Source organism: Aeromonas sp. MR16 (genome assembly GCF_022549315.1).
GTDB classification, from domain to species: Bacteria; Pseudomonadota; Gammaproteobacteria; order Enterobacterales; family Aeromonadaceae; genus Aeromonas; species Aeromonas aquatica.
The window spans coordinates 1-23,634 of record NZ_JAKZFK010000024.1 but is presented as its reverse complement, the minus strand read 5'-3'; the positions used below and the strand labels follow the sequence as shown (position 1 = coordinate 23,634).

General features: G+C 62.7%; 17 protein-coding genes and 1 pseudogene. 6 read left to right on the top strand and 12 right to left on the bottom strand.

The genetic code is table 11. The features are described 5' to 3' along the window. Genes MM194_RS16035 through MM194_RS16025 form a run of 3 tightly spaced genes read right to left on the bottom strand, consistent with a single transcriptional unit; the run spans position 1 to position 4,317 of the window. Entirely contained in the window at positions 1-807 is an 807-nt protein-coding gene (locus MM194_RS16035) for a phosphoadenylyl-sulfate reductase (RefSeq protein ID WP_241344113.1), read from the bottom strand. Next, on the bottom strand, positions 797-2,521 hold the full coding sequence (gene cysI / locus MM194_RS16030; protein WP_241344112.1) for an assimilatory sulfite reductase (NADPH) hemoprotein subunit: 1,725 nt from the start codon (positions 2,519-2,521) through the stop codon (positions 797-799). The genes MM194_RS16035 and cysI overlap by 11 nt, the downstream gene beginning before the upstream one ends. Then, a complete protein-coding gene (locus tag MM194_RS16025) occupies positions 2,521-4,317 on the bottom strand; it encodes an assimilatory sulfite reductase (NADPH) flavoprotein subunit (RefSeq protein WP_241344138.1) in 1,797 nt (598 codons plus the stop codon). Before MM194_RS16025 ends, cysI begins: the two co-directional genes overlap by 1 nt. A gap of 185 nt (positions 4,318-4,502) precedes the next feature. Between MM194_RS16025 and MM194_RS16020 the strand changes: the two genes are divergently transcribed. Next, positions 4,503-5,309 (top strand): PhzF family phenazine biosynthesis protein, encoded by an 807-nt coding sequence (locus tag MM194_RS16020; RefSeq protein WP_241344111.1) that lies wholly within the window; start codon positions 4,503-4,505, stop codon positions 5,307-5,309. A gap of 114 nt (positions 5,310-5,423) precedes the next feature. On the opposite strand, the gene lysS is transcribed toward MM194_RS16020, so the two are convergent. Together lysS and prfB are read right to left on the bottom strand one after the other, a co-directional pair. Beyond that, complete coding sequence (gene lysS, locus MM194_RS16015; protein WP_241344110.1) at positions 5,424-6,962, bottom strand: lysine--tRNA ligase; 1,539 nt, start codon at positions 6,960-6,962, stop codon at positions 5,424-5,426. A gap of 20 nt (positions 6,963-6,982) precedes the next feature. Continuing rightward, positions 6,983-8,081, bottom strand: a protein-coding gene (prfB, locus tag MM194_RS16010; RefSeq protein ID WP_152599390.1) for a peptide chain release factor 2 whose coding sequence is annotated in 2 segments (ribosomal slippage) — positions 6,983-8,005 and positions 8,007-8,081 — 1,098 coding nt in all. Because the reading frame shifts where the segments join, the coding sequence is not laid out codon by codon here. Between the two features lie 250 nt (positions 8,082-8,331). On the opposite strand from prfB, the gene MM194_RS16005 reads away from it, so the two are divergent. Then, positions 8,332-10,203, top strand: coding sequence for a methyl-accepting chemotaxis protein (locus MM194_RS16005; protein ID WP_241344109.1), 1,872 nt, complete (start codon positions 8,332-8,334; stop codon positions 10,201-10,203). A gap of 214 nt (positions 10,204-10,417) precedes the next feature. On the opposite strand, the gene gltS is transcribed toward MM194_RS16005, so the two are convergent. Next, positions 10,418-11,617 (bottom strand): sodium/glutamate symporter, encoded by a 1,200-nt coding sequence (gene gltS / locus MM194_RS16000; protein ID WP_241344108.1) that lies wholly within the window; start codon positions 11,615-11,617, stop codon positions 10,418-10,420. 567 nt (positions 11,618-12,184) lie between these two features. Here gltS and ansA point away from each other — a divergent pair. Then, a complete protein-coding gene (gene ansA / locus MM194_RS15995) occupies positions 12,185-13,192 on the top strand; it encodes an asparaginase (RefSeq protein ID WP_241344107.1) in 1,008 nt (335 codons plus the stop codon). Between the two features lie 236 nt (positions 13,193-13,428). Here ansA and MM194_RS15990 read toward each other — a convergent pair whose 3' ends face one another. Together MM194_RS15990 and MM194_RS15985 are read right to left on the bottom strand one after the other, a co-directional pair. Next, positions 13,429-13,707: a DUF1315 family protein gene (locus tag MM194_RS15990; protein ID WP_218329586.1), complete on the bottom strand. Its 279-nt coding sequence runs from the start codon at positions 13,705-13,707 to the stop codon at positions 13,429-13,431. Positions 13,708-13,764: 57 nt separating this feature from the next. Next, the gene (locus MM194_RS15985) at positions 13,765-15,198 is read right to left on the bottom strand and encodes a glyceraldehyde-3-phosphate dehydrogenase (protein ID WP_241344106.1); all 1,434 of its coding nucleotides are present in this window, start codon (positions 15,196-15,198) and stop codon (positions 13,765-13,767) included. Between the two features lie 272 nt (positions 15,199-15,470). Here MM194_RS15985 and MM194_RS15980 point away from each other — a divergent pair, with 272 nt between their 5' ends. Then, positions 15,471-16,025, top strand: coding sequence for an NUDIX domain-containing protein (locus tag MM194_RS15980; protein ID WP_033132414.1), 555 nt, complete (start codon positions 15,471-15,473; stop codon positions 16,023-16,025). 62 nt (positions 16,026-16,087) lie between these two features. Here the strand turns inward: MM194_RS15980 and sppA are convergent, their stop codons facing one another. Then, positions 16,088-17,932, bottom strand: coding sequence for a signal peptide peptidase SppA (sppA, locus tag MM194_RS15975; RefSeq protein ID WP_241344105.1), 1,845 nt, complete (start codon positions 17,930-17,932; stop codon positions 16,088-16,090). 328 nt (positions 17,933-18,260) lie between these two features. On the opposite strand from sppA, the gene MM194_RS15970 reads away from it, so the two are divergent. Beyond that, positions 18,261-20,288, top strand: coding sequence for an NADPH-dependent 2,4-dienoyl-CoA reductase (locus MM194_RS15970; protein WP_241344104.1), 2,028 nt, complete (start codon positions 18,261-18,263; stop codon positions 20,286-20,288). A 153-nt stretch (positions 20,289-20,441) separates the two neighbouring features. After that, complete coding sequence (locus MM194_RS15965) at positions 20,442-20,990, top strand: NAD(P)H nitroreductase (protein WP_241344103.1); 549 nt, start codon at positions 20,442-20,444, stop codon at positions 20,988-20,990. A gap of 413 nt (positions 20,991-21,403) precedes the next feature. On the opposite strand, the gene MM194_RS15960 is transcribed toward MM194_RS15965, so the two are convergent. From MM194_RS15960 to MM194_RS15950, 3 genes and pseudogenes are all read right to left on the bottom strand, one after another. Beyond that, a complete protein-coding gene (locus MM194_RS15960) occupies positions 21,404-21,967 on the bottom strand; it encodes a sugar O-acetyltransferase (RefSeq protein WP_241344102.1) in 564 nt (187 codons plus the stop codon). A 276-nt stretch (positions 21,968-22,243) separates the two neighbouring features. After that, positions 22,244-23,122 (bottom strand): 50S ribosomal protein L11 methyltransferase, encoded by an 879-nt coding sequence (prmA, locus tag MM194_RS15955; protein WP_033132409.1) that lies wholly within the window; start codon positions 23,120-23,122, stop codon positions 22,244-22,246. A gap of 387 nt (positions 23,123-23,509) precedes the next feature. Beyond that, positions 23,510-23,634 (bottom strand): annotated as a pseudogene (locus MM194_RS15950) (IS1595 family transposase); the annotation flags it as partial.

The following is a 23,634-nucleotide window of genomic DNA, read 5'->3' as shown; positions in this document are numbered from 1 at the left end:
TCAGCGATCGGAGCCGCCTTGTTCGCCGCTCTCCTCGTGCAGGCCGCACTCGCGCTTGAGGCCGAAGAAGCGGGTCTGCTCCTCGCTCATGCCCGGCTCCCACTTGGCGGTGGTGTGCACGTCGCCGACCGACAGATAGCCCTGCTCCCACAGGGGGTGGTAGGGCAGGTCGAACTCCTTGAGGTAGTAGAAGACGTCCTTGTTGCTCCAGTCGATGACCGGCAGGAACTTGAAGCGGCCGCGGGCGATGGCCAGCACCGGCAGCTGGCCCCGGCTGCCGGACTGCTCCCGGCGCAGGCCGGAGAACCAGGTCCGGGCGCCGAGCTCCCGCAGGGCCCTGTCCATGGGCTCCACCTTGTTGAGCTGGTTGTAGCGGGTGATCCCCTCCACTCCCTGCTCCCACAGCTTGCCGAAGCGCGCCTCCTGCCAGGCGGGGGAGTGCTCGGCCCGGTAGACCCGCAGGTTCAGTGCGAGGCGATCGGTCAGCTCGTCGATGAAGTGATAGGTCTCGGGGAACAGATAACCGGTATCGGTCAGCACCACGGGCACCTCGGCCCGCTCGCGGCTCACCAGGTGCAGCATCAGCGCGGCCTGGATACCAAAGCTGGACGACAGCACGTGTTCTCCCGGCAGGTTAGCCAGCGCCCAGCGCACCCGCTCCGGGGCGCTCATGGCTTCCAGCGCCTGATTGATAGGGGCCAGCGCCTCGGTCTGCTGCTCCCGGCCGAGGGCCAGGAGCGCCTGCAGATCGAGCCGCCCGTCGACGGTCAGCTCAGGCAGCCCGCCATCGGTCTGTTCAGGCTGCATAGAAGTCCCTCGCGGAGTCGATGACCGGGGCCACCACCCCTGCGCGGATCACGAAGTCACCGAAGCACTCGGCCCCGTTGCGCTCCTTGGCCCAGCGGCCGATCAAGGTGTCGAGCTCGGCCAGGATCTGCGGCTCTGTGATGTTCTCCTGATAGAGGCGCGGGATCCGGGTCCCCTCCAGGTTGCCACCCAGGTGCAGGTTGTAGCGACCGGGGGCCTTGCCCACCAGCCCCACCTCCGCCAGCATGGCGCGGCCACAGCCGTTGGGGCAGCCGGTGACCCGGAAGATGATGGCGTCCTGGGCCAGGGCGTGTTTGGCCAGCAAGGCTTCGATGTCGGTGACGAAGGCCGGCAGCATGCGCTCGGCTTCTGCCATCGCCAGCGGGCAGGTGGGCAGGGCCACGCAGGCCATGGATTGCTTGCGCTGCTCGCTCACGCCGTCATCCAGCAGACCATACTGGCGCGCCAGGGCTTCGATGCGCGCCTTCTCGCCGGCGGGCACCCCGGCGATGATGAGGTTCTGGTTGGCGGTGAGACGAAAATCCCCCTGGTGGATCTTGGCGATCTCCAGCATGCCGGTCTTGAGGGGCTTGCCCGGGAAGTCCAGCAGGCGACCATTCTCGATGAACAGGGTCAGGTGGTGCTTGCCATCGATCCCCTCGACCCAACCGAAACGATCGCCGCGGCTGGTGAACTCATAGGGACGCACCGGTTCGAAAGCGATACCGGCGCGGCTCTCCACCTCGGCCTTGAAGGCCTCGACGCCGACCCGCTCCAGAGTGTATTTGGTCTTGGCGTTCTTGCGGCTGACCCGGTTGCCCCAGTCGCGCTGGGTACTGACCACGGCGGCTGCCACCTCCAGCACGTGGGAGAGCGGGATGAAACCGAAGTCACTCGCCTTGCGCGGGTAGGTGCTGGTGTCGCCGTGGGTCATGGCAAGACCCCCGCCCACCAGCACGTTGAAGCCCACCAGCTTGCCGTGATCGCTGATGGCCACGAAGTTCAGATCGTTGGCGTGGATGTCCACGTCGTTGTGGGGCGGGATCACCACGGTCGTCTTGAACTTGCGCGGCAGGTAGTTGGATCCCAGGATGGGCTCCTCATCCTCGCCGAGCTTCTCACCGTCCAGCCAGATCTCCACGTAGGCGCGGGTCTTGGGCAGCAGGTGCTCGGAGATCTTCTTGGCCCACTCGTAGGCCTCCTGGTGCAGTTCGGACTCCACCGGGTTGCTGGTGCAGAGCACGTTGCGGTTCACGTCGCCGGCGGTGGCGATGGAATCGATACCGGTGCTGTTCAGGGTCTGGTGCATCAGCTTGATGTCGCGCTTCAAGACACCGTGGAACTGGAAGGTCTGACGGGTGGTGAGGCGGATGCTGCCGTACAGGCTGTGCTCCTCGGCAAACTTGTCGATCACCTGCCACTGGGCCGGGGTGATGATGCCGCCGGGCAGGCGAGCCCGCAGCATGACGTTGTGCAGCGGCTCCAGCTTCTGGGCGGTGCGCTCGGCGCGGATGTCTCTGTCATCCTGCTGATACATGCCGTGGAAGCGGATCAGCTGGAAGTTGTCACCGTTGAAGCCGCCGGTGAGCGGGTCCTGAAGATCCTTCTCTATGGTGCCGCGCAGGAAGTTGCTTTCACGCTTGAGGCGCTCGTTGTCGGACAATGGCCCTTCAACCGGTCCTGCTTCTTGCTTCGAGATTGTTTGCTTGCTCATCAATAGACATCCCTTTGATAACGTTTGGCACGACGCAATTCGCTCAGATACTCTTCTGCTTCCTCATGGCTCTTGTGACCATGTTCGGCAATCACCTCCAGCAGGGCCTGCTGCACATCTTTCGCCATGTGGTTGGCATCGCCACAGACGTAGAAGTGGGCGCCGGCCTCCAGCCACTGGTAGAGCTCGAGGCCCGCCTCGCGCAGTCTGTCCTGCACATAGATCTTGTGGCCCTGATCCCGGCTGAAGGCCAGGGAAATTTTCGACAGCAGGCCGGATTTCACATAGCGCTGCCACTCCACCTGATAGAGGAAGTCCTGGGTGAAGTGGGGGTTGCCGAAGAACAGCCAGTTCTTGCCCTCTGCCCCTGTGGTTTCCCGCTCCTGCAGGAAGGCGCGGAACGGCGCTATGCCGGTGCCGGGGCCCACCATGATGACGGGGGTATCCGGGCTCGTCGGCAGGCGGAAGTTGTCGTTGTGCTCCACGAACACCCGCACTTCGGCCTCTTCCGGCAACCTGTCCGCCAGATAGGAGGAGGCGCCGCCCGAGCGCAGGGTGCCATCGGCCTGGGGATGGCGCACCACCCCCACGGTCAGGTGAACTTCCTCTTCCACCTCGCTCTGGGCGGAGGCGATGGAGTAGAGGCGGGGGGTCAACGGGCGCAGCAGGCTGACCAGCTGCTCGGCGCTGAGCTTGGCCGGGAAGCGTTTCAATACATCCACCACCTGGGCCGCAGCGACCAGGGCATTGACCTGGGCCTTGTCCCCCGCCAGGTCCTTCAGGGCGGCGTTGCCAGAGATGTCGGCCAGGCCTGTGATAAAGCCGCCGTGCAGTCGGGTCAGCTCGAAGTGACGGGTCAGGGCTTCGCGCAGGGGGCCCTTGGAGGTGACTTCATCACCGCGCAGCTCGGTCAGAGCCAGCACCTCGCCCACCAGACTGGCATCGTTGTCGAACCAGATGCCGAGGGCGTCGCCGGGTTGATACTGGATGCCGGATTCCTCAAGGTTGATCTCGATATGGCGGATGTCCTTGGTGGAATCGCGGCCGGTGATCTTCTGATTGACCGACAACCGCGCCGGGAAGGGATTCTCCTTGTGATACTGGCTGTGACCGACGGCACTTTGTACCGCACCGGCCACACTGGCGGTTGCCGTGCCGGCAGAGAGGGTCGTGGCGGCGGCATTGACCGCCTGCTCGCCCCAGGCCTTGGCGGCCGCCTGGTAGTCCACATCCAGGCTGGCGAGTTCATGAAGGCGCTCGGCGCCCGCCTTTGCCAGGAAGTCGTCGAAGTCCTTGCCGGTCTGGCAGAAGAATTCGTAGGAGCTGTCGCCCAGCCCCAGCACGGCGAACTTGAGCCCCTCCAGCTTGCCTATCTTGCCCTTCTTGAGCTGCTCGAACAGATCCACCGCGCTCTCCGGCGGCTCCCCCTCCCCGTAAGTGCTCACTACCACCAGCAGGTGGCTCTCTTTCTTGAGCTGCTTGGGTTTGTAATCGGCCATGGAGACCAGGGTCACCGGCAGGCCCTGAGCCTCGGCCTGTTTCTGGATAGCGGCCGCCGCGCCCTTGGCGTTGCCGGTCTGGGAGCCGTAGATGATGGTCAGGCTACCGGCGGGTGCCGCGCCTGCGGTGGCTACCGGCTGGCCGGCTACCTGGCCAGTGGACTGGGAGAGGCCGTAGAGATAACCGCTCACCCAGGCCAGTTGCTGGGTGTTGAGGGTCGAGAGGACCTGGTTCAGTTGGCGCTGCTGCTCATCGGAGAGCGGGCTCAGGTTGGGTAAAGGGGCTGTCAATTGCATCACACAGGTCTTCCATGGTCTGATTTTTAGTCAGGGTAAGGGGCCTGATGAATGGCAACAAAGAATATAAACTTATTCTTTATGCTATTTATGAATTTAGAAAGTCATCAGACTGCCCGGTGCCGGGGCATGGTGGTATAAAAGAGCCGTAATGAATCCCTCATGCCACCTCACAGGATAAGCCGATGTCGACGACCAAACTGTTTCATGTCAATGCCTTCAGTCAGCGCCCCTTCGGTGGCAACCCGGCCGTGGTGGTGCTGGGGCCCGAGCGGTCCGATGCCGAGCTGCAGGCCATGGCGGCCGAGTTCAACCTGTCGGAGACCGCCTTCCTCATGCCGATAGGGAAAGCGCATTATGGACTGCGCTGGTTCACCCCGGCGCTGGAGGTGGATCTCTGTGGCCACGGCACCCTGGCGGCGGCCCACGCCCTCTGGGAGGCCGGGCTGGCGGCAGTTGACGAGGTACTGCGCTTCGAGACTCGCAGCGGCGTCTTGACCGCGGCGCGGGAGGGCGACTGGATCTGGCTCGATTTCCCCCGTCTCTCGCTTGCTCCCTTGACCCTGGATCCGGCCTACGCCGCAGCGCTCGGTTGCCGGCCGCTGCAAACCCTGGCGGCCGGCGCCAAGTTCCTGCTGGAGCTGGGGAGCGAGGAGGAGGTGAGGGCGCTCAAGCCGGATTTCCACGCCCTGCGCGCGCTGCCCGGTCGCGGCCTGATGGTGACGGCGCCCTCCAGCCGCACGGACGATGACTTCGTCTCCCGCTACTTCGCCCCCTGGGTCGGGGTGGAGGAGGATCCGGTCACCGGATCCAACCACTGCGCCCTGGTGCCCTTCTGGGCCGAGCGCCTCGGCAAGACGCAACTGAGGGCGCGCCAGATCTCCGCGCGGGGCGGGGAGCTGGTGCTCGAGTTGCAGGGGGATAGGGTGTGGATGTCGGGTCAGGCGCTGACCCTGTGGCAGGGGGAGTGGCTGCTGCCGCCCGCCCCATAAGCTGCCAGCCGGATGTACCGGTTCGCCGGCAGTTTCTCTTGTCCATAAAAAACGCCCCGCAGATGCGGGGCGTTTCGTTGCCATCGAGGGGCAGGCCAGGCCTGCGCCTCGGGCTTATTTCTGTTGCGGACGCAGGGCCGGGAACAGGATGACGTCGCGGATGGTGTGGCTGTTGGTGAACAGCATCACCAGACGGTCGATACCGATGCCCTGACCGGCAGTCGGCGGCAGGCCGTGCTCCAGCGCGGTCACGAAGTCCGCGTCGTAGAACATGGCTTCGTCGTCACCGGCTTCTTTCTGGTTCACCTGATCCTGGAAGCGCTTGGCCTGGTCTTCCGCATCGTTCAGCTCGGAGAAGCCGTTGGCCAGCTCGCGGCCACCGATGAAGAATTCGAAGCGGTCGGTCACGTCCGGGTTCTGGTCGTTGCGACGGGCCAGTGGGGAAACGGCAGCCGGATATTCTGTAATGAAGGTCGGTTGCAGCAGCATGTGCTCCACGGTCTCTTCGAAGATGGCGGTGATCACGTGGCCCAGCTCCCAGCCCTTCATCAGATCGATGTGCAGACGCTTGGCGACGGCCTTGGCGCTCTCCAGGGTGGCCAGATCGTCCAGGGTCACATCCGCGTTGAACTTGAGGATGGACTCGACCATGGTGAGGCGCTGGAACGGCTGACCGAAGTCGATGGTCAGGCCCTCTTCGCCCTCTTTGGCGTAATGGATCTTGGTGTCACCCAGGATGTCCTGGGCCAGGGTGCGCAGCAGCTCCTCGGTCAGGTCCATCAGATCGATGTAATCGGCATAGGCCATGTAGAACTCGATCATGGTGAACTCGGGGTTGTGACGCACCGAGATGCCTTCGTTACGGAAGTTGCGGTTGATCTCGTACACGCGCTCGAAACCACCGACCACCAGCCGCTTCAGATAGAGCTCGGGGGCGATACGCAGGTACATGTCGATGTCCAGCGCATTGTGGTGAGTGACGAACGGACGCGCGGAGGCACCACCCGGGATGACCTGCATCATGGGAGTTTCCACTTCCATGAAGCGCTTCTCGTTGAAGAACTTGCGGATGCCGGAGACCACCTGGGTGCGGATCATGAAGGTCTTGCGGGACTCTTCGTTGGCGATCAGATCCAGGTAACGCTGGCGGCAGCGCGCTTCCTGATCGGTCAGACCCTTGTGCTTCTCGGGCAGCGGACGCAGCGCCTTGGTCAGCAGACGGATGGTGGAGACGTGGACGGAGAGCTCGCCGGTGTTGGTGCGGAACAGGGTCCCTTCCACGCCGACGATGTCGCCCAGATCCCACTTCTTGAACTGCTCGTTGTAGAAGCCTTCCGGCAGATCGTCACGGGTCACGTAGATCTGGATCTTGCCAGCCATGTCCTGCAGGGTCGCAAAGGAAGCCTTACCCATGATCCGGCGGGTCATGATACGACCGGCAATCTTCACCCGTTTACCCAAGGCCGTCAGCTCGTCGGCGCTCTTGTCGCCAAACTCGGCGTGCAGATCGCCGGACAGGCTGTCACGACGGAAGTCGTTGGGGAAGGGATTGCCCTGGGCGCGCAGGGCGGCCAGCTTGGAGCGACGCTCCTGCATTTCGTTGTTCAGCTCGAGCTGATTCTCGACTGCCGGAGTGGTGGTTTGTTCAGACATGGTGATTCCTGCTGCTCTGTTTACAGGCCTGATTTCAGGCTGGCTTCGATAAACTTGTCCAAGTCGCCGTCGAGTACCGATTGGGTATTACGGGTCTCGACGCCGGTGCGCAGATCCTTGATACGGGCATCATCGAGCACGTAAGAGCGGATCTGACTGCCCCAGCCGATATCGGACTTGGTCTCTTCGAGGGCTTGCTTCTCAGCGTTCTGCTTCTGAATTTCCAGCTCGTAGAGCTTGGCCTTCAGCTGCTTCATACACTGATCTTTGTTCTTGTGCTGGGAACGGTCGTTCTGGCACTGCACCACCACCCCGGTCGGGATGTGGGTGATACGCACCGCGGACTCGGTCCGGTTGACGTGCTGACCACCGGCGCCGGAGGCACGGTAGACGTCGATGCGCAGATCGGCCGGGTTGATGTCGATCTCGATGTCATCGTCGATCTCGGGGTAGACGAACACCGAGCAGAACGAGGTATGACGACGGCCACCCGAGTCAAACGGTGATTTACGGACCAGGCGGTGCACGCCGGTCTCGGTGCGCAGCCAGCCGAACGCATACTCGCCGGTGAACTTGACGGTGGCGGACTTGATGCCGGCCACGTCGCCGTCAGACAGCTCGATCAGCTCCGGCTTGTAGCCGTGGGCATCGCCCCAGCGCAGGTACATGCGCAGCACCATGTTGGCCCAGTCCTGGGCCTCGGTGCCGCCGGAACCTGACTGGATATCGATGTAGCAGTCGGAACCGTCGTGCTGGCCGGAGAACATGCGGCGGAATTCGAGATCCACCAGCTTGGCTTCGAGACCGTCGGCCTCGACCACGGCTTCGTTGAAGGTCTCTTCATCTTCCCCTTCGACAGCCAGGCTCACCAGCATCTCCACATCATCGACACCCTGGGTCAGGGTATCTATGGTGCTGACCACGTTTTCGAGCGACACGCGCTCTTTGCCCAGCGCCTGTGCGCGCTCTGGCTCATTCCAGACATCCGGCTGTTCCAGCTCGGCATTGACCTCTTCTAGACGCTCTTTCTTGGCGTCATAGTCAAAGGTACCCCCTAAGCAGCTCGGTCCTCTCAGACAGCTCCTTAAGCTTGTTTAATACAGGATTGACTTCAAACATCGTGAAAACTCTCGGGGTCGATGTGATTTAAAAACGGGATATTCTAGCCAATTGCGGAAGGAATAAACAGGGTTGGCTGGCTCGGGTCGCCTACTGTGATCAATTTCTGCCGTCATTTTCCCCTTTGCGAGGAAAATATCGTCGATTGCCCCACTCCCCGCTTCAGTTTGGCACCGCCCGGCCGTTAACAACGCACAGTGCCACGCACTTTCCGAGCAATCCTGTTCCTGACCCAAAAGAAGAACATACGATGAACAATCTATCACTCAAGCAGAAGATACTGTTGTCTGTGGTGATCGCCCTGTCGCTGGTGATCCTGCTGCTCTCCTGGCAGAGCTACAGCAGTCAGAAGTCCCTGCTGCTGCAAGGCAGCCAGGAGCAGGTGCAACGCCTCGGCAGCCAGCAGGCGGAACGGATCAGCGACTGGCTCTCCGCCCGTCGTGACGTGATCCAGGCGCTGGGCAACAAGGCCAGCCCCGAGCCCCTCAACGCGCTGCAACAGGCCCAGGTGTCCGGCCGCTTCCAGCTCACCTATTTCGGTGAGGGCAGTGGCAAGATGAACGACTCCGATCCCTCCATCAACCGTGACGGTTACGATCCCCGCTCCCGCGGCTGGTATCAGGAGGCCATGGGCAAGGGCGGCCTGATAGTGACCAAGCCCTATCTGGACGTGGCCTACAACATCATGGTGGTGACCCTGGCCCAGCCCGCGCAGGGCGGGGTGGTCGGCGGCGATCTCTCCATCGCCTCCCTGGTGGAAGATGTCACCCGGATGAAACTGCCCGCCGACGGCATGGCCATCATGATGCACAAGGATGGCACCGTCATCGCGTACAAGGACGCGGCCAAGGCGATGAAGCCAGCCACCGAGATCGACAACGATCTGACCAACGGCCTGATCGAGCAGAGCAAGGCGAGCCAGAGCCTGGTGCCGGCCTACTTCGACAACGAGGGCCGCGACAAGCTGCTGTGGGCGGTGGACATCCCGGACACCGACTGGGAGCTGGTGCTGGTGCTGGACAAGGCCACCCTGGAGGCGCCGCTCTCCTCCCTGCTGATGACCCAGCTTGGCCTGGCCCTGCTGGTGCTGGTGGGCAGCATCCTCGCCATCTCTTGGCTGGTCAGCCTGCTGCTCGGCCCGCTCGGCAAGGTTTCCCAGGCTCTGGCCCGCATCGCCGACGGTAACGGCGATCTGACCCAGCGCATCAAGATCGACGCCAACGACGAGGTGGGTCAGCTGGCCAACAGCTTCAACCGCTTCGTCGGCAGCCAGCATCAGCTGATCGGCAACATCCGCCAGCTCGCGAACGAGCTGAACGCCGATGCGGAGCGCAGTCTGGTGACCAACCAGGCCGCGGTCGAAGAGTTGCAGCGCCAGCAACAGGAGGTGACCATGGTCGCCACCGCGGTCACCGAGATGGCGAGCGCCACCATGGAGATCGCCGGCAACGCCGAGAACACCGCCGCCGCCGCCCAGCAATCCGCCCAGAGCAGCGAGCAGGGCAAGATGCTGGTCAACCAGACCCGTCAGTCCATCAACAGCCTGGCGGAGGAAGTGGGTCAGGCCACCGGCGTCATCGGCGAGCTGAGCCGCCATGCCCAGGCCATCTCCGGCATCCTCTCCACCATCCAGGGCATCGCCGAGCAGACCAACCTGCTGGCGCTGAACGCGGCCATCGAGGCGGCCCGTGCCGGTGAACAGGGTCGTGGCTTCGCGGTGGTGGCGGACGAGGTGCGGGTACTGTCCCGTCGTACTCAGGACTCCACCCAGGAGATCCAGGCGACCATAGAGACGCTGCAGCAGACCACGGCCCGTGCGGTGAGCCTGATGCAGACCAGCCAGGGGCTGGCGGACAACAGCGTGAAGGACGCCGATGCCGCCGCCGCCGCGCTGGAGGAGATCACCCAGGCGGTCTCGCTCATCTCCGACATGGCGGGTCAGATCGCCACCGCCGCCGAGGAGCAGACCCAGGTGACCGGCGAGATCACCCAGAACACCACCGCCATCAAGGATGTGAGTGACGAGATCACCGCCGCCGCCATGCGGGACCTGGATCAGGCGCAGGGCCTCAAGGGCCGTGCCACCAATCTGAACCAGCAGGTCTCGACCTTTATCCTGTAAGGGAGGCTCAGGAAGCGGCGCCACCCCGGCGCCTCATGCAAAAGCCCCGTACCAGAGTGCGGGGTTTTTTGTTGTCCACCATCTGGCCAATGCCCCGGGCGCCCCCTGGCTGTCGCTGGCGTGGGCTGCATCATGGGGGCCGTGCCGGTGGGAGCCAGCAAGCAAAGAGCCCACCAAAAGGTGGGCTCTGTCATATGGGGTCTGGCGCGGCGCGTTACAGGAAGGGCATCGCCAGGAACAGCTTGATCACCATGGCGTTGATGATGTCGATGAAGAAGGCACCGACCATGGGCACCACCAGGAACGCCATGTGGGACGGGCCGAAGCGCTGGGTGATGGCCTGCATGTTGGCAATGGCGGTCGGGGTAGCCCCGAGACCGAAGCCGCAGTGGCCCGCCGCCAGCACGGCCGCATCGTAGTTGCTGCCCATGACCTTGAAGGTGACGAAGCTGGCATAGAGCGCCATCGCTATGGTCTGGACGGCCAGCAGGATGAAGATGGGCAGGGCCAGGCTCGCCAGATCCCACAGCTTCAGGCTCATCAGGGCCATGGCGAGGAACAGCGACAGGCTGACGTTGCCGAGCAAGGAGACTTCCCGATCGCTCACCTCGTGCCACTTGAGCAGGGCCAGCATGTTGCGCAGCAAGACGCCGGTGAACAGCACGCAGACGAAGGCCGGCAGCTCGAAGACGCTGCCCTTGAGGTAAAGGGAGAGCAGCTCGCCTCCCTTCAGGCAGATGGCGATCAGCGCCACCGTCTCGATCAGGCTGTAGGTGGTGATGGGGCGTTCCATCTCCGGCATCTCGAAGCCCTGGGGGGCTTCGTCCTGGTTGTGCTCGGCGCCGGGCACCTGCACCTTCTTCACCAGGTGACGCGCGACGGGGCCGCCGATCAGGCCACCCAGCACCAGACCGAAGGTGGCACAGGCCATGGCCAGTTCGGTGGCGGATTGCAGGCCGTACTTTTCACTGAAGATGGCGCCCCAGGCCGCGCCTGTGCCGTGGCCGCCGGAGAGGGTAATGGAGCCGGCCAGCAGTCCCATCAGCGGATCCAGGCCGAGCAGGGTGGCCAGACCCACCCCCAGCACGTTCTGCATCAGCAGCAGGCCGGTCACCACCAGCAGGAAGGTGAATACCGCCTTGCCGCCCCGTTTGAGGCTGCCCAGATCGGCAGAAAGACCGATGGAGGCGAAGAAGGCCAGCATCAGCGGCGTCTGGAATGCGGTATCGAAGCGCAGTTCCACGTCCATGCTGGCACGTAGCAGCACCAGCACCAGGGCGACCAGCAGGCCCCCTGCCACCGGTTTGGGGATGCTGAAAGTGCGCAGTACGTTGATCCGGTTGACCAGGGATCGGCCGAGCAGCAGCACCAGAGTGGCGGCGACCAGAGTGGCGTAGGAATCAAGTTGTATCATTCGGTACTCCCATGTTGATTGGCTGTGTCTTCGCTGATGAAGACGCACAGATTCAGCCGGGATGAAAAACAGTGTGGCTAAGACGCCAATTTCAGGAGGGGCGACAGGCCCCACCCCATGTGGATATGGGGTTTATACGAGCCTGATTCCATCAGGCATCCAGAGGTGATTTAATCAAAATCCGCCGGATAGTAGCAAAAAATACCAACTCCATCCATATTTGTCAGATTAATGGTTGTTTTTTAACATTGTTGTGATATTTATCACTTTTTAAGAAAGCCGGATCCGGCCCTAAAAAACCTGCCGGCGACGCTCCTTTTTGGGCGTCGACTTTGATGGCCAGACGGCTTAGATGCCATCGACAAATGGGCGATGACGAGGTTGGTTGCTCACTGCCTCATTCGCCCGTTGCCGGCTCATAGCGAGGCGAGCGACATGATGCGAAACGGCCGCTTTGCCAGCGGGTGACGACTCGCCGCTTTCCCGTCTGGGAGAGGAATAGGAAGTGAAGAAATCGGGTGATCCCTATATGATTTGCCGGTTTCCAGCCCATAGAGAGGAGAGGGTGTGAAGAAGTCGATCTACATCGCCTACACAGGCGGTACCATAGGGATGCAGCGTTCCGATCACGGCTATGTGCCGATGGCGGGCTTCATGGAAGATTGCCTGGCGCGGATGCCCGAATTCCACCGGCCCGAGATGCCGTCCTACCACATTCACGAATATGCTCCCCTCATCGACTCCTCCGACATGACCCCGGCGGACTGGCAGCGCATCGCCGAGGACATTCGTGACAACTACGAGAAATACGACGGCTTCGTGATCCTGCACGGCACCGACACCATGTCGTTCACCGCCTCGGCGCTCTCCTTCATGCTGGAAGATCTGCACAAGCCGGTCATCATCACCGGCTCCCAGATCCCGCTCGCCGAGCTGCGCTCGGACGGTCAGCAGAATCTGCTCAATGCGCTCTATATCGCCGCCAACTACCCGATCCACGAGGTGACGCTGTTCTTCAACAATCAGCTCTATCGCGGCAACCGCAGCAAGAAGGTGCACGCGGACGGCTTCCATGCCTTCGATTCGCCGAACTACCCGCCGCTGCTCAATGCCGGCATCGCCATCTCCCTGGAAGCGGGGGAGCTGGGCGTGCCGTCCGAGCGTCCGCTGGTGCTGCACGACATCACCCCCCAGCCCATCGGCGTGGTGACCCTCTATCCCGGCATCTCGGCGGAGGTGATCGCCAACATCTTGCAGCAACCGGTGCGGGCGCTGATCCTGCTCTCCTTCGGGGTGGGCAATGCGCCGCAGAACCCGGCCATGCTGGCGCTCTTGTCCGAGGCCTCGGCCCGGGGCGTCATCATCGTCAACCTGAGCCAGTGCCTGCACGGCAAGGTCAACATGGGGGGCTATGCCACCGGCAACGCGCTCTCCCGGGCCGGGGTCATCTCGGGCTTCGACATGACCGCCGAGGCGGCGCTGACCAAGCTGCACTTCCTGCTGAGCCAGGACTTGCCGGCGCCGCGTATCCGCGAGCTGATGCAGCAATCCCTGCGCGGCGAGCTGACGCCCTGAGAAACTGTCCACGATCTTACTGCGAAGCCGTGATCAAGGCTCATGTGCTGCTCGGAATCCTCATGTATGCGTATACACTCCGGTTCCTGCGCTGCTCTTCACCTTGCTGACGGCTTCTCGCGACAGGTCGTGAACAGCTTCTGGCCTCCTCACCATGAGGGGGAGAGGAAAAAAGAGGGGAGCCATCATGGCTCCCCTCTCTGCTATGGCGTGCGAGCCTGGGCTCGCAGCAAGGTTCAGTGGCTGATCTCGATGCGGACTATCTCTTCCTCGTCGCGATACTGACGCTTGAGCTCGCTCTTGCTCTTCATCACGATCTCGCCATCGCGGCCTATGTTCATGTGCTCGGGATCGGCAAGGTGCATCGCCTGCCAGGCCATCACGGCCTGCAGGGAGGTGGCCTTCTGCTCCTCGGTGAGGGGCTGGCCGTCCGGCCACTTGCCGAGCTCGACCGCGGTCTTGAGCCGCTCGTACACTTCCTTGGGCATCTGCCCTATGACTTGCTGAAATGACATCCGGCCTCTCCTTGAAAATTGAGCCATGAGGGGATCAGGGGGGCAGATCCTGGCGGACTATGCCGGTAGATCCTGGCGGACTACGCCGGCCATCTGCTCCATCACCCGCACTACCTGACAACTGTACCCGAATTCGTTGTCATACCACACGTACAGCACGCAGTGATCTTCCTCGGCGATGGTGGCCTGGGAGTCCACTATGCCCGCGAAGCGGGAACCCACCATGTCGGAGGAGACCAGCTCGGTGCTGGCGCTGAAATCGATCTGGCGATGCAGGGCCGAGCTCAGCGACATCTGCTGCAGATAGGCGTTGAGACTGTCCCGGTCGGTGGCCTGCTCCAGGCTCAGGTTGATGATGGCCAGGGACACATTGGGGGTTGGCACCCGGATGGCGTTGCCGGTCAGCTTGCCCTTGAGCTCGGGCAGCGCCTTGGCCACCGCCTTGGCGGCGCCTGTGCTGGTCATCACCATGTTGAGGGCGGCGCTGCGACCGCGGCGCTCACCCTTGTGATAGTTGTCGATCAGGTTCTGATCGTTGGTGTAGGAGTGCACCGTCTCCACGTGACCGTGGCGGATGCCGTACCTGTCCTGCATCACCTTGAGCACGGGGGTGATGGCGTTGGTGGTGCAGGAGGCGGCAGAGATGATCTTGTCATCGGGACCTATCACCTCGTGGTTGACCCCGAACACCACGTTCTTCATCTCCCCCTTGCCGGGGGCGGTCAGCAGCACCCGGGCGGCGCCGCGCGCCTTGAGGTGCTCACTGAGACCCGCCTCGTCGCGCCAGACCCCGGTGTTATCGACGATCAGCGCATTGTCGATGCCATAGGCGGTGTAGTCGATGTCGGCCGGGCTGTTTGCATAGATCACCTGGATGAAGGTGCCATTGGCGATGATGGCGCTGCGTTCCACATCCACCTCGATGGAGCCGTTGAAGGGACCGTGCACCGAGTCGCGGCGCAGCAGGCTGGCGCGCTTCTCCAGATCCCCCTCGCGGCCGCCGCGCACGACGATGGCACGCAGGCGCAGGGAGTTGGCGGCACCGGTGCGCTCGATCAGCAGGCGCGCCAGCAGGCGGCCGATGCGGCCGAAGCCGTACAGCACCACATCGGTGGGAGCAGGCACGGCGCCCTGGTTCAGGGCAGGCGCCAGCTTGGCGCTCAGGTAGTCCTCGATGCCCGCCTCGTCCTGATGGGCCTGCCAGTAGCCGACGGTCAGCTTGCCGAGATCCACCTCGGCGGCGGTCGGGTTCAGCGCGACTATGGCGCACAGCAGGGGGAAGCTTTGCTGGATGGGCAGCACATTGCCCTGATGGCGGCGAACGACCCGATGGGCCTTGAGGATGTCGATGGTGGAGGCGTTTTGCAGGGGGCGTCCGAAGAGGGTGATCTCTATCCCTTGCTGGCGGTAGAGGCGGCCTATCAAGGGTTGCATGGCTTCGGCGAGCGCCTGGCTCTCCTGCCACGCCTGCAAGTAGTGCTCGTGGGTCATTAACCAGATCCTTTATTTCACGTTGTTGGGCAAATTGCTGGAAAAATAGAAATTCGTCGAAAGCAGATCAGTGTAGGGCTGTATATTTCGTTATATTATTCTGCGATCGCGGCCTTATATGGAGCGCGCATTGTAATGGATATGTAGCCGATTTGCTAGTTGATGGTGGCCATGGCGGGCGAGGCTTGTTACCAGGCCGACGGGCACCATGACCAGGCTTTCACGGCGACCACCCTCATCATTCAACCCACGCGCGGGGCATACCTATCCTGATGATCCCTGTTCAGCCAGATACCCAATGGGCCCACCCCTTCGATATTCGCCTCCTCCACGGTCAGGTGATGTGCGACGGGCGGGTGCTCGAGCGCATCACAGTCAGGGCCGTGGTGCTGCGCGGTGACGAGTTGCTGATGGTGCATTCCCGCGTCAACGGGGATCTCATGTTCCCGGGCGGTGGCATAGAGGCGGGGGAGTGTCACGGCAAGGCGCTGGCCCGGGAGCTGCGGGAGGAGTGCGGTGCCGAGCTGCTGGCGGTGGGGGCCCTGCTTGGCGAGACGCGGGAGTTTCGCGCCGCCCGGGAGGCGGCCTACGACGCCTACTGCATTCACTCCTTCTACTACCTCTGCCAGCTGGGCGAGGCCTGGAGCGAGCCGCGCCCCCAGCCCTATGAGATACGGCTCGGCTTTACCCCCGGCTGGTTTGCACTGGACGAGGCGCTGCAGACCAACAAGACCCAGCTGGCCGGTCCTTGCCCGCAGTGGACGGTGCGCGAGACCCGGGTGCTGGCCGAGCTGCAACACTGGTTTGATGCCGGGTTGCTGGCCTGAGCCAGGAGCCGCCCCAATAAAAAAACCGCCGGATGGCGGTTTTTTTATTCTCCAGTGTCCTGTCAAGGGAGGCAGACCGGGCAGAAGGCGTAGGTGCCTTGCGGGTCGTTGAAGCGGATCAGCGGATCCAGCCCCTTGTTCACCTCGACCAGCGCCTTGCCAACGCCTGCGGGCAGCCAGCTCTGCAGATGGGGAGCCAGCGCGCGGGCGCTGCTGTCGAACAACTCGCGCAGGAACTTGTCCCTTGCCGACTCTTCCTGCTCGATGGGGGTGACCTGCCAGCTCTTGAGGTTGGCGAGATCGGCGGCTGCCTGAAGGGCGTCGTCCAGATTGCCGAACTCGTCAACCAGTCCCAGCGCCTTGGCGTCCTGGCCCGTCCAGACCCGGCCTTCGGCGGCTTTCTCCGCCTCTTCCGGGCTCAGGCCGCGGCCCTTGCTCACCAGACCGACGAAGCGCTGATAAGTGTCTTCCACGCTGAGCTGAATGGCCTGACCGACGTGCTCCGGCAGGGCCCGGGTCAGGCCGACACCGACGAAGTCGGTGGTGCCGACCCCATCGGTATGGACCCCGTACTGGGAGAGCGCCTTGTCGATGGTGGCGAACATGCCGAACACCCCGATGGAGCCGGTGAGGGTGGTGGGGGAGGCGAAGATCTTGTCCGCATCGGCGGAGATCCAGTAACCCCCGGAGGCGGCGTAGCTGCCCATGGAGATGACCACCGGCTTGCCCGCCTGTTTCAGGGCCAGCAACTCGGCGCGGATCTGCTCGGCGGCGAAGGCGCTGCCACCCGGGCTGTCGACCCGCAGCACCAGGGCCTTGACCTGGTCGTCGCGGCGAGCCTCGGCCAGCAGATCGGCGAGGCTGTCACCGCCTATGGTGCCAGCCGGCTGGATGCCGTCCATGATGGCACCACTGGCGACGATGAGGCCCACCTCATCCTTGCCGTTCTGGGGATATTGCTCGGGAATGGCGGCCAGATACTCCTTCAGGCCCACCCCTTTCCAGCCGTTATCCTTGTCTTCTCCGACCTCCTTGATGACCGCCTGGGTCATCTCGTCGCGGGTGGCCAGCTCGTCCACCAGGCCGTTGTCGAGGGCGTAGCTGGCGGCATTGCCACCGGCCTTGCGCAGCAGCTCGAGGAAGCGATCCTTGGTCGGTGCGACGGCATCGGGCTCGATTTCCCGCTCTTCGGCCACGTCATTCACATAGGACTGCCACAGCTGATCCAGCCAGCGCTGGTTCGCCTCCTTGCTCTCCGGCGACATCTCATCCCGGGTATAGGGCTCGACGAAGGACTTGTAGGTGCCGACCTTGAACACGTGGGGGGTGACGTTGAGCTTCTCCAGCGCCGACTTGAAGTAGGTCTGGTAGACGCCGAGCCCCTCGATCAGCACGGCGCCGCTCTGGTTGAGCAGCACGTGATCGGCGTGGGCGGCCAGCAGATATGGGCCTTGCGCGTAATAGTCGGCCATGGCGATGACCGGCTTGCCGCTCTCCTTGAACTGGTCGATGGCGGCCGCCACCTCCTGCAGCTTGGAGAGGCTGGTGCCTTGCAGCCCCTGGGGCTTGAGCACCAGCGCCTTGATGCGATCGTCATCCTTGGCGCTCTTGATGGCCCACAGCAGATCGGACATCAGGATCTCGCTCGGCTGATCGTCGCTGCTGTCCACCTGCCGCAGCAGTTGCACGCTCGGGTCGGTTTGGGTGCGCTGTTCCACCAGTACGCCGGAGAGGTTGAGGGTGAGGGCCCCTTCGATGGGGGTGCTTGGCGCCTCTTTCTGGCCGAAGGTGAAGACGATGGCCAGCACTATGATGAGAAACAGCAGATTGACCAGCATCAGCCGGGTGAAGTTGAGCAGACGCCAGAGGCTGCGAAACAGCCACCCCAGACCTTTGAAAATAGACATAGCCGCGTTATCGCCCTGTTAATGGGTAGAGAAACGCCATTATTAACCAGATGGAGTGTCAATTGCCATTTCCGCCTGGGTTCGATCGCCAGTGCGATCCGCTACCCTCTCTTCGGAACACGGCTGTTCGCCGAAAAAATGTCCAAACATTTGTTTGAAAAAGAAATTTCGATTCTTTACTCTAGCCTCAGTTTGATAACAAAAAATTAACTGGAGGCCCTGTGAGCCGCTACCCGACGTTGCCGATCCCCCTTGAGCCAGCTTGTGCCCCCTCGCGTCGCAGCGTGCTCGCGATCCCCTGCGCCCCTGTCTTGCAAGGAGCCGCATCATGAGCCGCTACCCGAACCTGCTGGCCCCCCTCGATCTCGGTTTCACCCAGTTGCGCAACCGCGTGCTGATGGGCTCCATGCATACCGGTCTCGAAGAGGAGAAGGGGGGCTTCGACAAGCTGGCCGCCTTCTATGCCGAGCGCGCCCGGGGCGGCGTCGGCCTCATCGTCACCGGCGGCATAGCCCCCAACCTGCGCGGGCGTCTGGTGCCTCACGGCTCGCAGCTTAGCTTCCCCTGGCAGGTCGCCAAGCACAAGAAGGTGACTGGTGCCGTGCATCAGGAGGGGGGCAAGATAGCGCTGCAGATCCTTCACGCCGGCCGCTACGCCTATCATCCGTTCAGCCTGGCGCCGAGCGCCCTCAAGGCTCCCATCTCCCCGTTCAAGCCGCGCGCCATGAGCGAGCGCCAGATCCGCGGCACCATCCGCGACTTCGCCACCACGGCCGCGCTGGCCAAGGCCGCCGGCTATGACGGGGTCGAGGTGATGGGCTCGGAAGGCTATCTCATCAACCAGTTCATCTGCGAGCGCACCAACCAGCGCACCGATGGCTGGGGCGGCAGTGCCGACAATCGGATGCGCTTCCCGCTCGAGATAGTGCGCGCCATCCGTGAGCGGGTCGGCACCGATTTCATCATCATCTTCCGTCTCTCCATGCTGGATCTGGTGGAGAAGGGATCCTCTCTGGAGGAGGTTATCGCTCTTGGCAAGGCGCTGGAGCTGGCCGGCGTCAGTCTCATCAACACCGGCATCGGCTGGCACGAGGCGCGCATCCCCACCATCGCCACCAGCGTGCCGCGCGGCGCCTTCAGCTGGGTCACGGCTGAGCTGAAAAAACACCTCACCGTGCCGCTCATCACCACCAACCGCATCAATACCCCCGAGGTGGCCGAGCGCATATTGGCACAGGGGGAAGCGGATATGGTCTCCATGGCGCGGCCCTTCCTGGCCGACCCCGAGTTCGTCATCAAGGCGGCCGAGGACAGGGCGGACGAGATCAACACCTGCATCGCCTGCAACCAGGCCTGCCTCGATCACGTGTTCAAGCAGAAACGCGCCTCCTGCCTGGTCAATCCCCGCGCCTGCTTCGAGACCGAGCTCAATTTCGGTCGGGTGCCCCAGCCCAAGAAGCTGGCGGTGGTGGGGGCGGGTCCGGCGGGTCTGGCGTTCGCCTGCTACGCCGCCGAGCGCGGCCATCAGGTGAGCCTGTTCGATCAGGCACCGACCATAGGCGGCCAGTTCAACTTCGCCAAGCAGATCCCGGGCAAGGAGGAGTTCCACGAGACCCTGCGCTACTTCGCCAGACGGCTGGAGAAGTGTGGCGTCGAGCTCTACCTCGGCCAGCGCCAGAGCGCCGAGAGCCTGCTCGGCGGCGGCTTCGACGAGGTGATCCTCGCCACCGGTATCCGCCCGCGTACCCCCAATATTCCGGGCATCGAGCATCCCAAGGTGTTGAACTACCTCGATGTGCTGCGGGATCACAAGCCGGTGGGCCAGAAGGTGGCGGTGATCGGTGCCGGTGGCATCGGTTTCGACGTGGCGGAGTATCTGGTGGACAAGACAGTAGAGGGCGATGCCGATCAGCACCGTGACCACTGGCTCAAGGAGTGGGGCATCGACAAGCACCTCGGCGAGCGCGGCGGCCTGATCAAGCCCGAGATAGACGCCCCCGAGCGCCAGATCTGGCTGCTGCAACGCAAGGAGAGCAAGGTGGGGGACGGGCTGGGCAAGACCACCGGCTGGATCCACCGCACCGTGCTCAAGAACCGCAAGGTGCAGATGCTCAGCGGTGTGCAATACCTGCGCATCGACGACGAAGGGCTGCACATCATGGTGGGAGAGACCCAGCAATGTTTGCCGGTGGATCAGGTGATCATCTGCGCCGGCCAGGAGCCCCTGCGGGAGCTGCAAGCCGGGCTGCAGGCGGCGGGCAAGCCGGTGCACATCATCGGCGGCGCCGACGTGGCCGCCGAGCTGGACGCGAAGCGGGCCATCCGCCAGGGGGCAGAGCTGGCTGCTGTCATTTGACCAAAAATGCAACGGATATGGTGATAAACCCCTGCCAGTCAGGGGTTTATTCTTTCTAACCGGCCCTCTCGGGGTGCCTTTGCGACGTCCCCTGGCTGTGCTAGGGTAGCGCCATCATAGCCCCGCTTTCTTGCCTGACACACGGAGTCGCCCATGGATGCCCTCAACCTGTTACTGAACCGTCACTCCTGTGGTCGCCTGACCACCCCGGCCCCCAGCGGTGAGGTGCTCGACAACATCCTCAAGGCGGGGCTGCGGGCACCGGATCACGGCACCCTGACACCCTGGCAGTTCATCCTGTTTGAGGGGGAGGGACGGGAGCGCCTTGGGGATTTGCTGGCCGAGGCGGCCCGTGCCCGTGGCGAAGACGAGGAGAGCATCGAGAAGAGCCGCGGCGCCCCGCTGCGGGCTCCGCTGCTGGTGGCCGTGGCGACCCGCTATCAGGCCCACTTCAAGGTGCCCAAGCTGGAGCAGGAGCTCTCCGCCGGTTGCGCCCTGATGGCGATGCAGATGGCGGCCCAGGCCCAGGGCTTCAACGGCATCTGGCGCTCCGGCTGGTTTATCTTCGACGAGCATATCAACGCCGGGCTGGGGCTGGCCGAGGAGGATCAGCTGGTGGGCTTCCTCTACCTGGGCACCCCCATGCTGGAGGCGCGCAAGTTGCGTGAATTGCCCCTGAACGAATTTATCCGGCGCTTCTAAAATACCCGATTTATGACAAAAAGCCCTGATTTATCAGGGCTTTTTGTCTTTGGTGATATTCTCATCAGGCTGTACTGAAAAATGCGAACTTGCCAAGGGGGAGAAAGGGGCTGGTGGGGAATTTTTTGAATAGTGAGAGGCTGTTCTCAATCCTGGTCGATTACGCTACGTAAAACGTTTGCGCCCCGTTATTATTCCTTTGCCAGTTTAGAAGGTGACCCCTTCTAATATTCTGCGATGAGAGTCGCAATTCCGTAGCACCTTTTTACAGCCCAACGTCTTGATGACATTGGGCTTTATTTTTATGGGCGTTTTTTGACCTGTGTCCCTGGCATCCGGCAGCCCCTTTTTACAGTCCAATGTGGCTCATGACATTGGGCTTTATTTTTATGGGCGGTTTTTGGCCTGTTCATCTAGGTCACTGGCATGGTTGCCTTGGCGGGCAGGATGCGGGCCGGATTGCCCACCACCCGGGCGCCGGCCGGTACGTCCTTGGTCACGACCGAGCCTGCGCCGACGATGGCGTCCCGCCCTATGGTGACGCCGGGCAGCAGGATGGCGCCGCCCCCTATCCAGACCCTGTCCTCTATGGTGACCGGCAGCGCAGTCTCCACCCCTTGGATGCGTGCGTCGGCCTCCAGGGCGTGGGCGGCGGTATAGATCTGCACGTTCGGCCCTATCATGACGTTGGCCCCGATGCGGATCGGCGCGTTATCCAGGAAGGTCGCCCCCATGTTGACGTAGGTGCCGGTGCCCAGGCTGACATGGCGACCATAGGTGCAGTAGAACGGCGGGCAGATGAAGGCCCCTTCCGCCAGCTCGCCCACCAGCGCTTGCAGCAGGATCTGCTGTTCTTCCTCCTCATCGGCCTTGTTGAAACGGCGATAGAGGCGGGCCGTCTCCCGGCGTATCTCATCCAGTTCGGGGGCCATGCAGTTGTAGGGCTGGTTGCTGATCATCTTCTGATAGTTGCTCATGGTGATCTCTATGGTCGTGGTGGTTGGTGGATGCGCCCTCGCAGGCCCATCGGGGGGAGAGCCATTTTACCCCCAGACGGCAGCAAGAAGAGTGAAGCTGCGCCCAGTGCTGGCATGTCGGTGAAGGAGATAGGGGACGGTTCGGAAAGGAGTGAAAAACAGTGTGAGAAACAACAAGGGCACCCTGGGGTGCCCTTGTTGTTCGATATGGCGCTTGGCCGCGCTGATGACCAGTCGTGTTTACGACCGCTGTGCCGGCAACTGCCGTGCCGATGATCAGCCGTGTTTGCGACCTGACAGGCGGCACCACTCCTCTTTGACGGCAGTCGGGTCCATGTCGAACCACTGACCATAGATGGTCTCCAGCTCGGGGGCCTGGCTCTCCAGCACGCCGGACAGGGCCATCAGGCTGCCGGGCTTGCCGTGGCCGGCGATGAGCGGCGCCAGCTCCCGCAGCGGGCCGGCCAGGATGTTGGCCACAACGACGTCCGCCTCCACTCCTTGAGGCTGATCCGCCGGCAGGTAGAGCTCGATCTGGCCGGCGACGCCGTTGCGCTCGGCGTTGTCATGGCTGGCCTGGATGGCTTGGGGATCGATGTCGATGCCGATGACCCGGGCCGCGCCCAGTTTCAGGGCGGCGATGCCGAGGATGCCGGAGCCGCAACCGAAGTCGACCACCGTCTTGCCGGCCAGATCCAGCCCGTCCAGCCACTGCAGGCAGAGCGCCGTGGTGGGGTGGGTGCCGGTGCCGAACGCCAGGCCCGGATCCAGCATGACGTTGACCGCGTCCGGGTTGGGCACATCGCGCCAGCTCGGGCAGATCCAGAGCCGTTCGCCGAACTGCATGGGGTGGAAGTGATCCATCCACTCGCGCACCCAGTCCTTGTCTTCCAGCTGCTCGACCTTGTAGCCCACGTCTTCGCCGAAGATCTGCTGGAAGAAGGCGATGGTGGGCGCCGGATCGGTTTCGGCGTCGAACAGCCCCATCACCTCGGTCTCGCCCCAGAGCGGCGTCTCACCGGGCAGGGGCTCGTAGACGGGCACATCCTGGGCATCCATAAAGGTCACGGCCTGGGCTCCACGCCCCAGCAGCATGTTGCTCACCTTGTCCGCGGTCTTGGCGGTGGCGTTGATTCGAATTTGTATCCAGGGCATGGGGTCGACTCTTCATAAATGTGAAACCGCGGGAGTCTATCATCATGGGCCTGTGCTGTCGTGGTTTGCCCATGGCACAGGTCGGAGGAAGGTGATTCTGCCAAGTTGGCACGATTCATGTATTCCTCCTTGGGTGACGGGAAGCAACCTGTTCCCGCTGAATGCTTTGCTCTATGAAAGTTCCGTCATCTTTTCAGCCACCTTAGGGTGGCTTTTTTTATGGGCGAGAAAAAATAGTGGGGTGCGTGGAGAATTTTTAGGGGAAAAGCGGAGTCTGGCACGCAAGCTGCAAAAGCAACTCTGTCCTGCATAAGGATATGTGTGTGATTGTTATCCCAACGTTCAGGTATTCAGGGCCATCCCGGCGGGATGGCCTCTTTTTTATGGCTATGTCCCAATTACGTGTTGCATGGGGCGCCCCAGCGCCTCATGCAAGCAATGCGGGATATCCACTGCCTGCCCATAACGCTCCAACATCCTTCGCCAGCCCAGATAATTCCTCAAATAGCTCG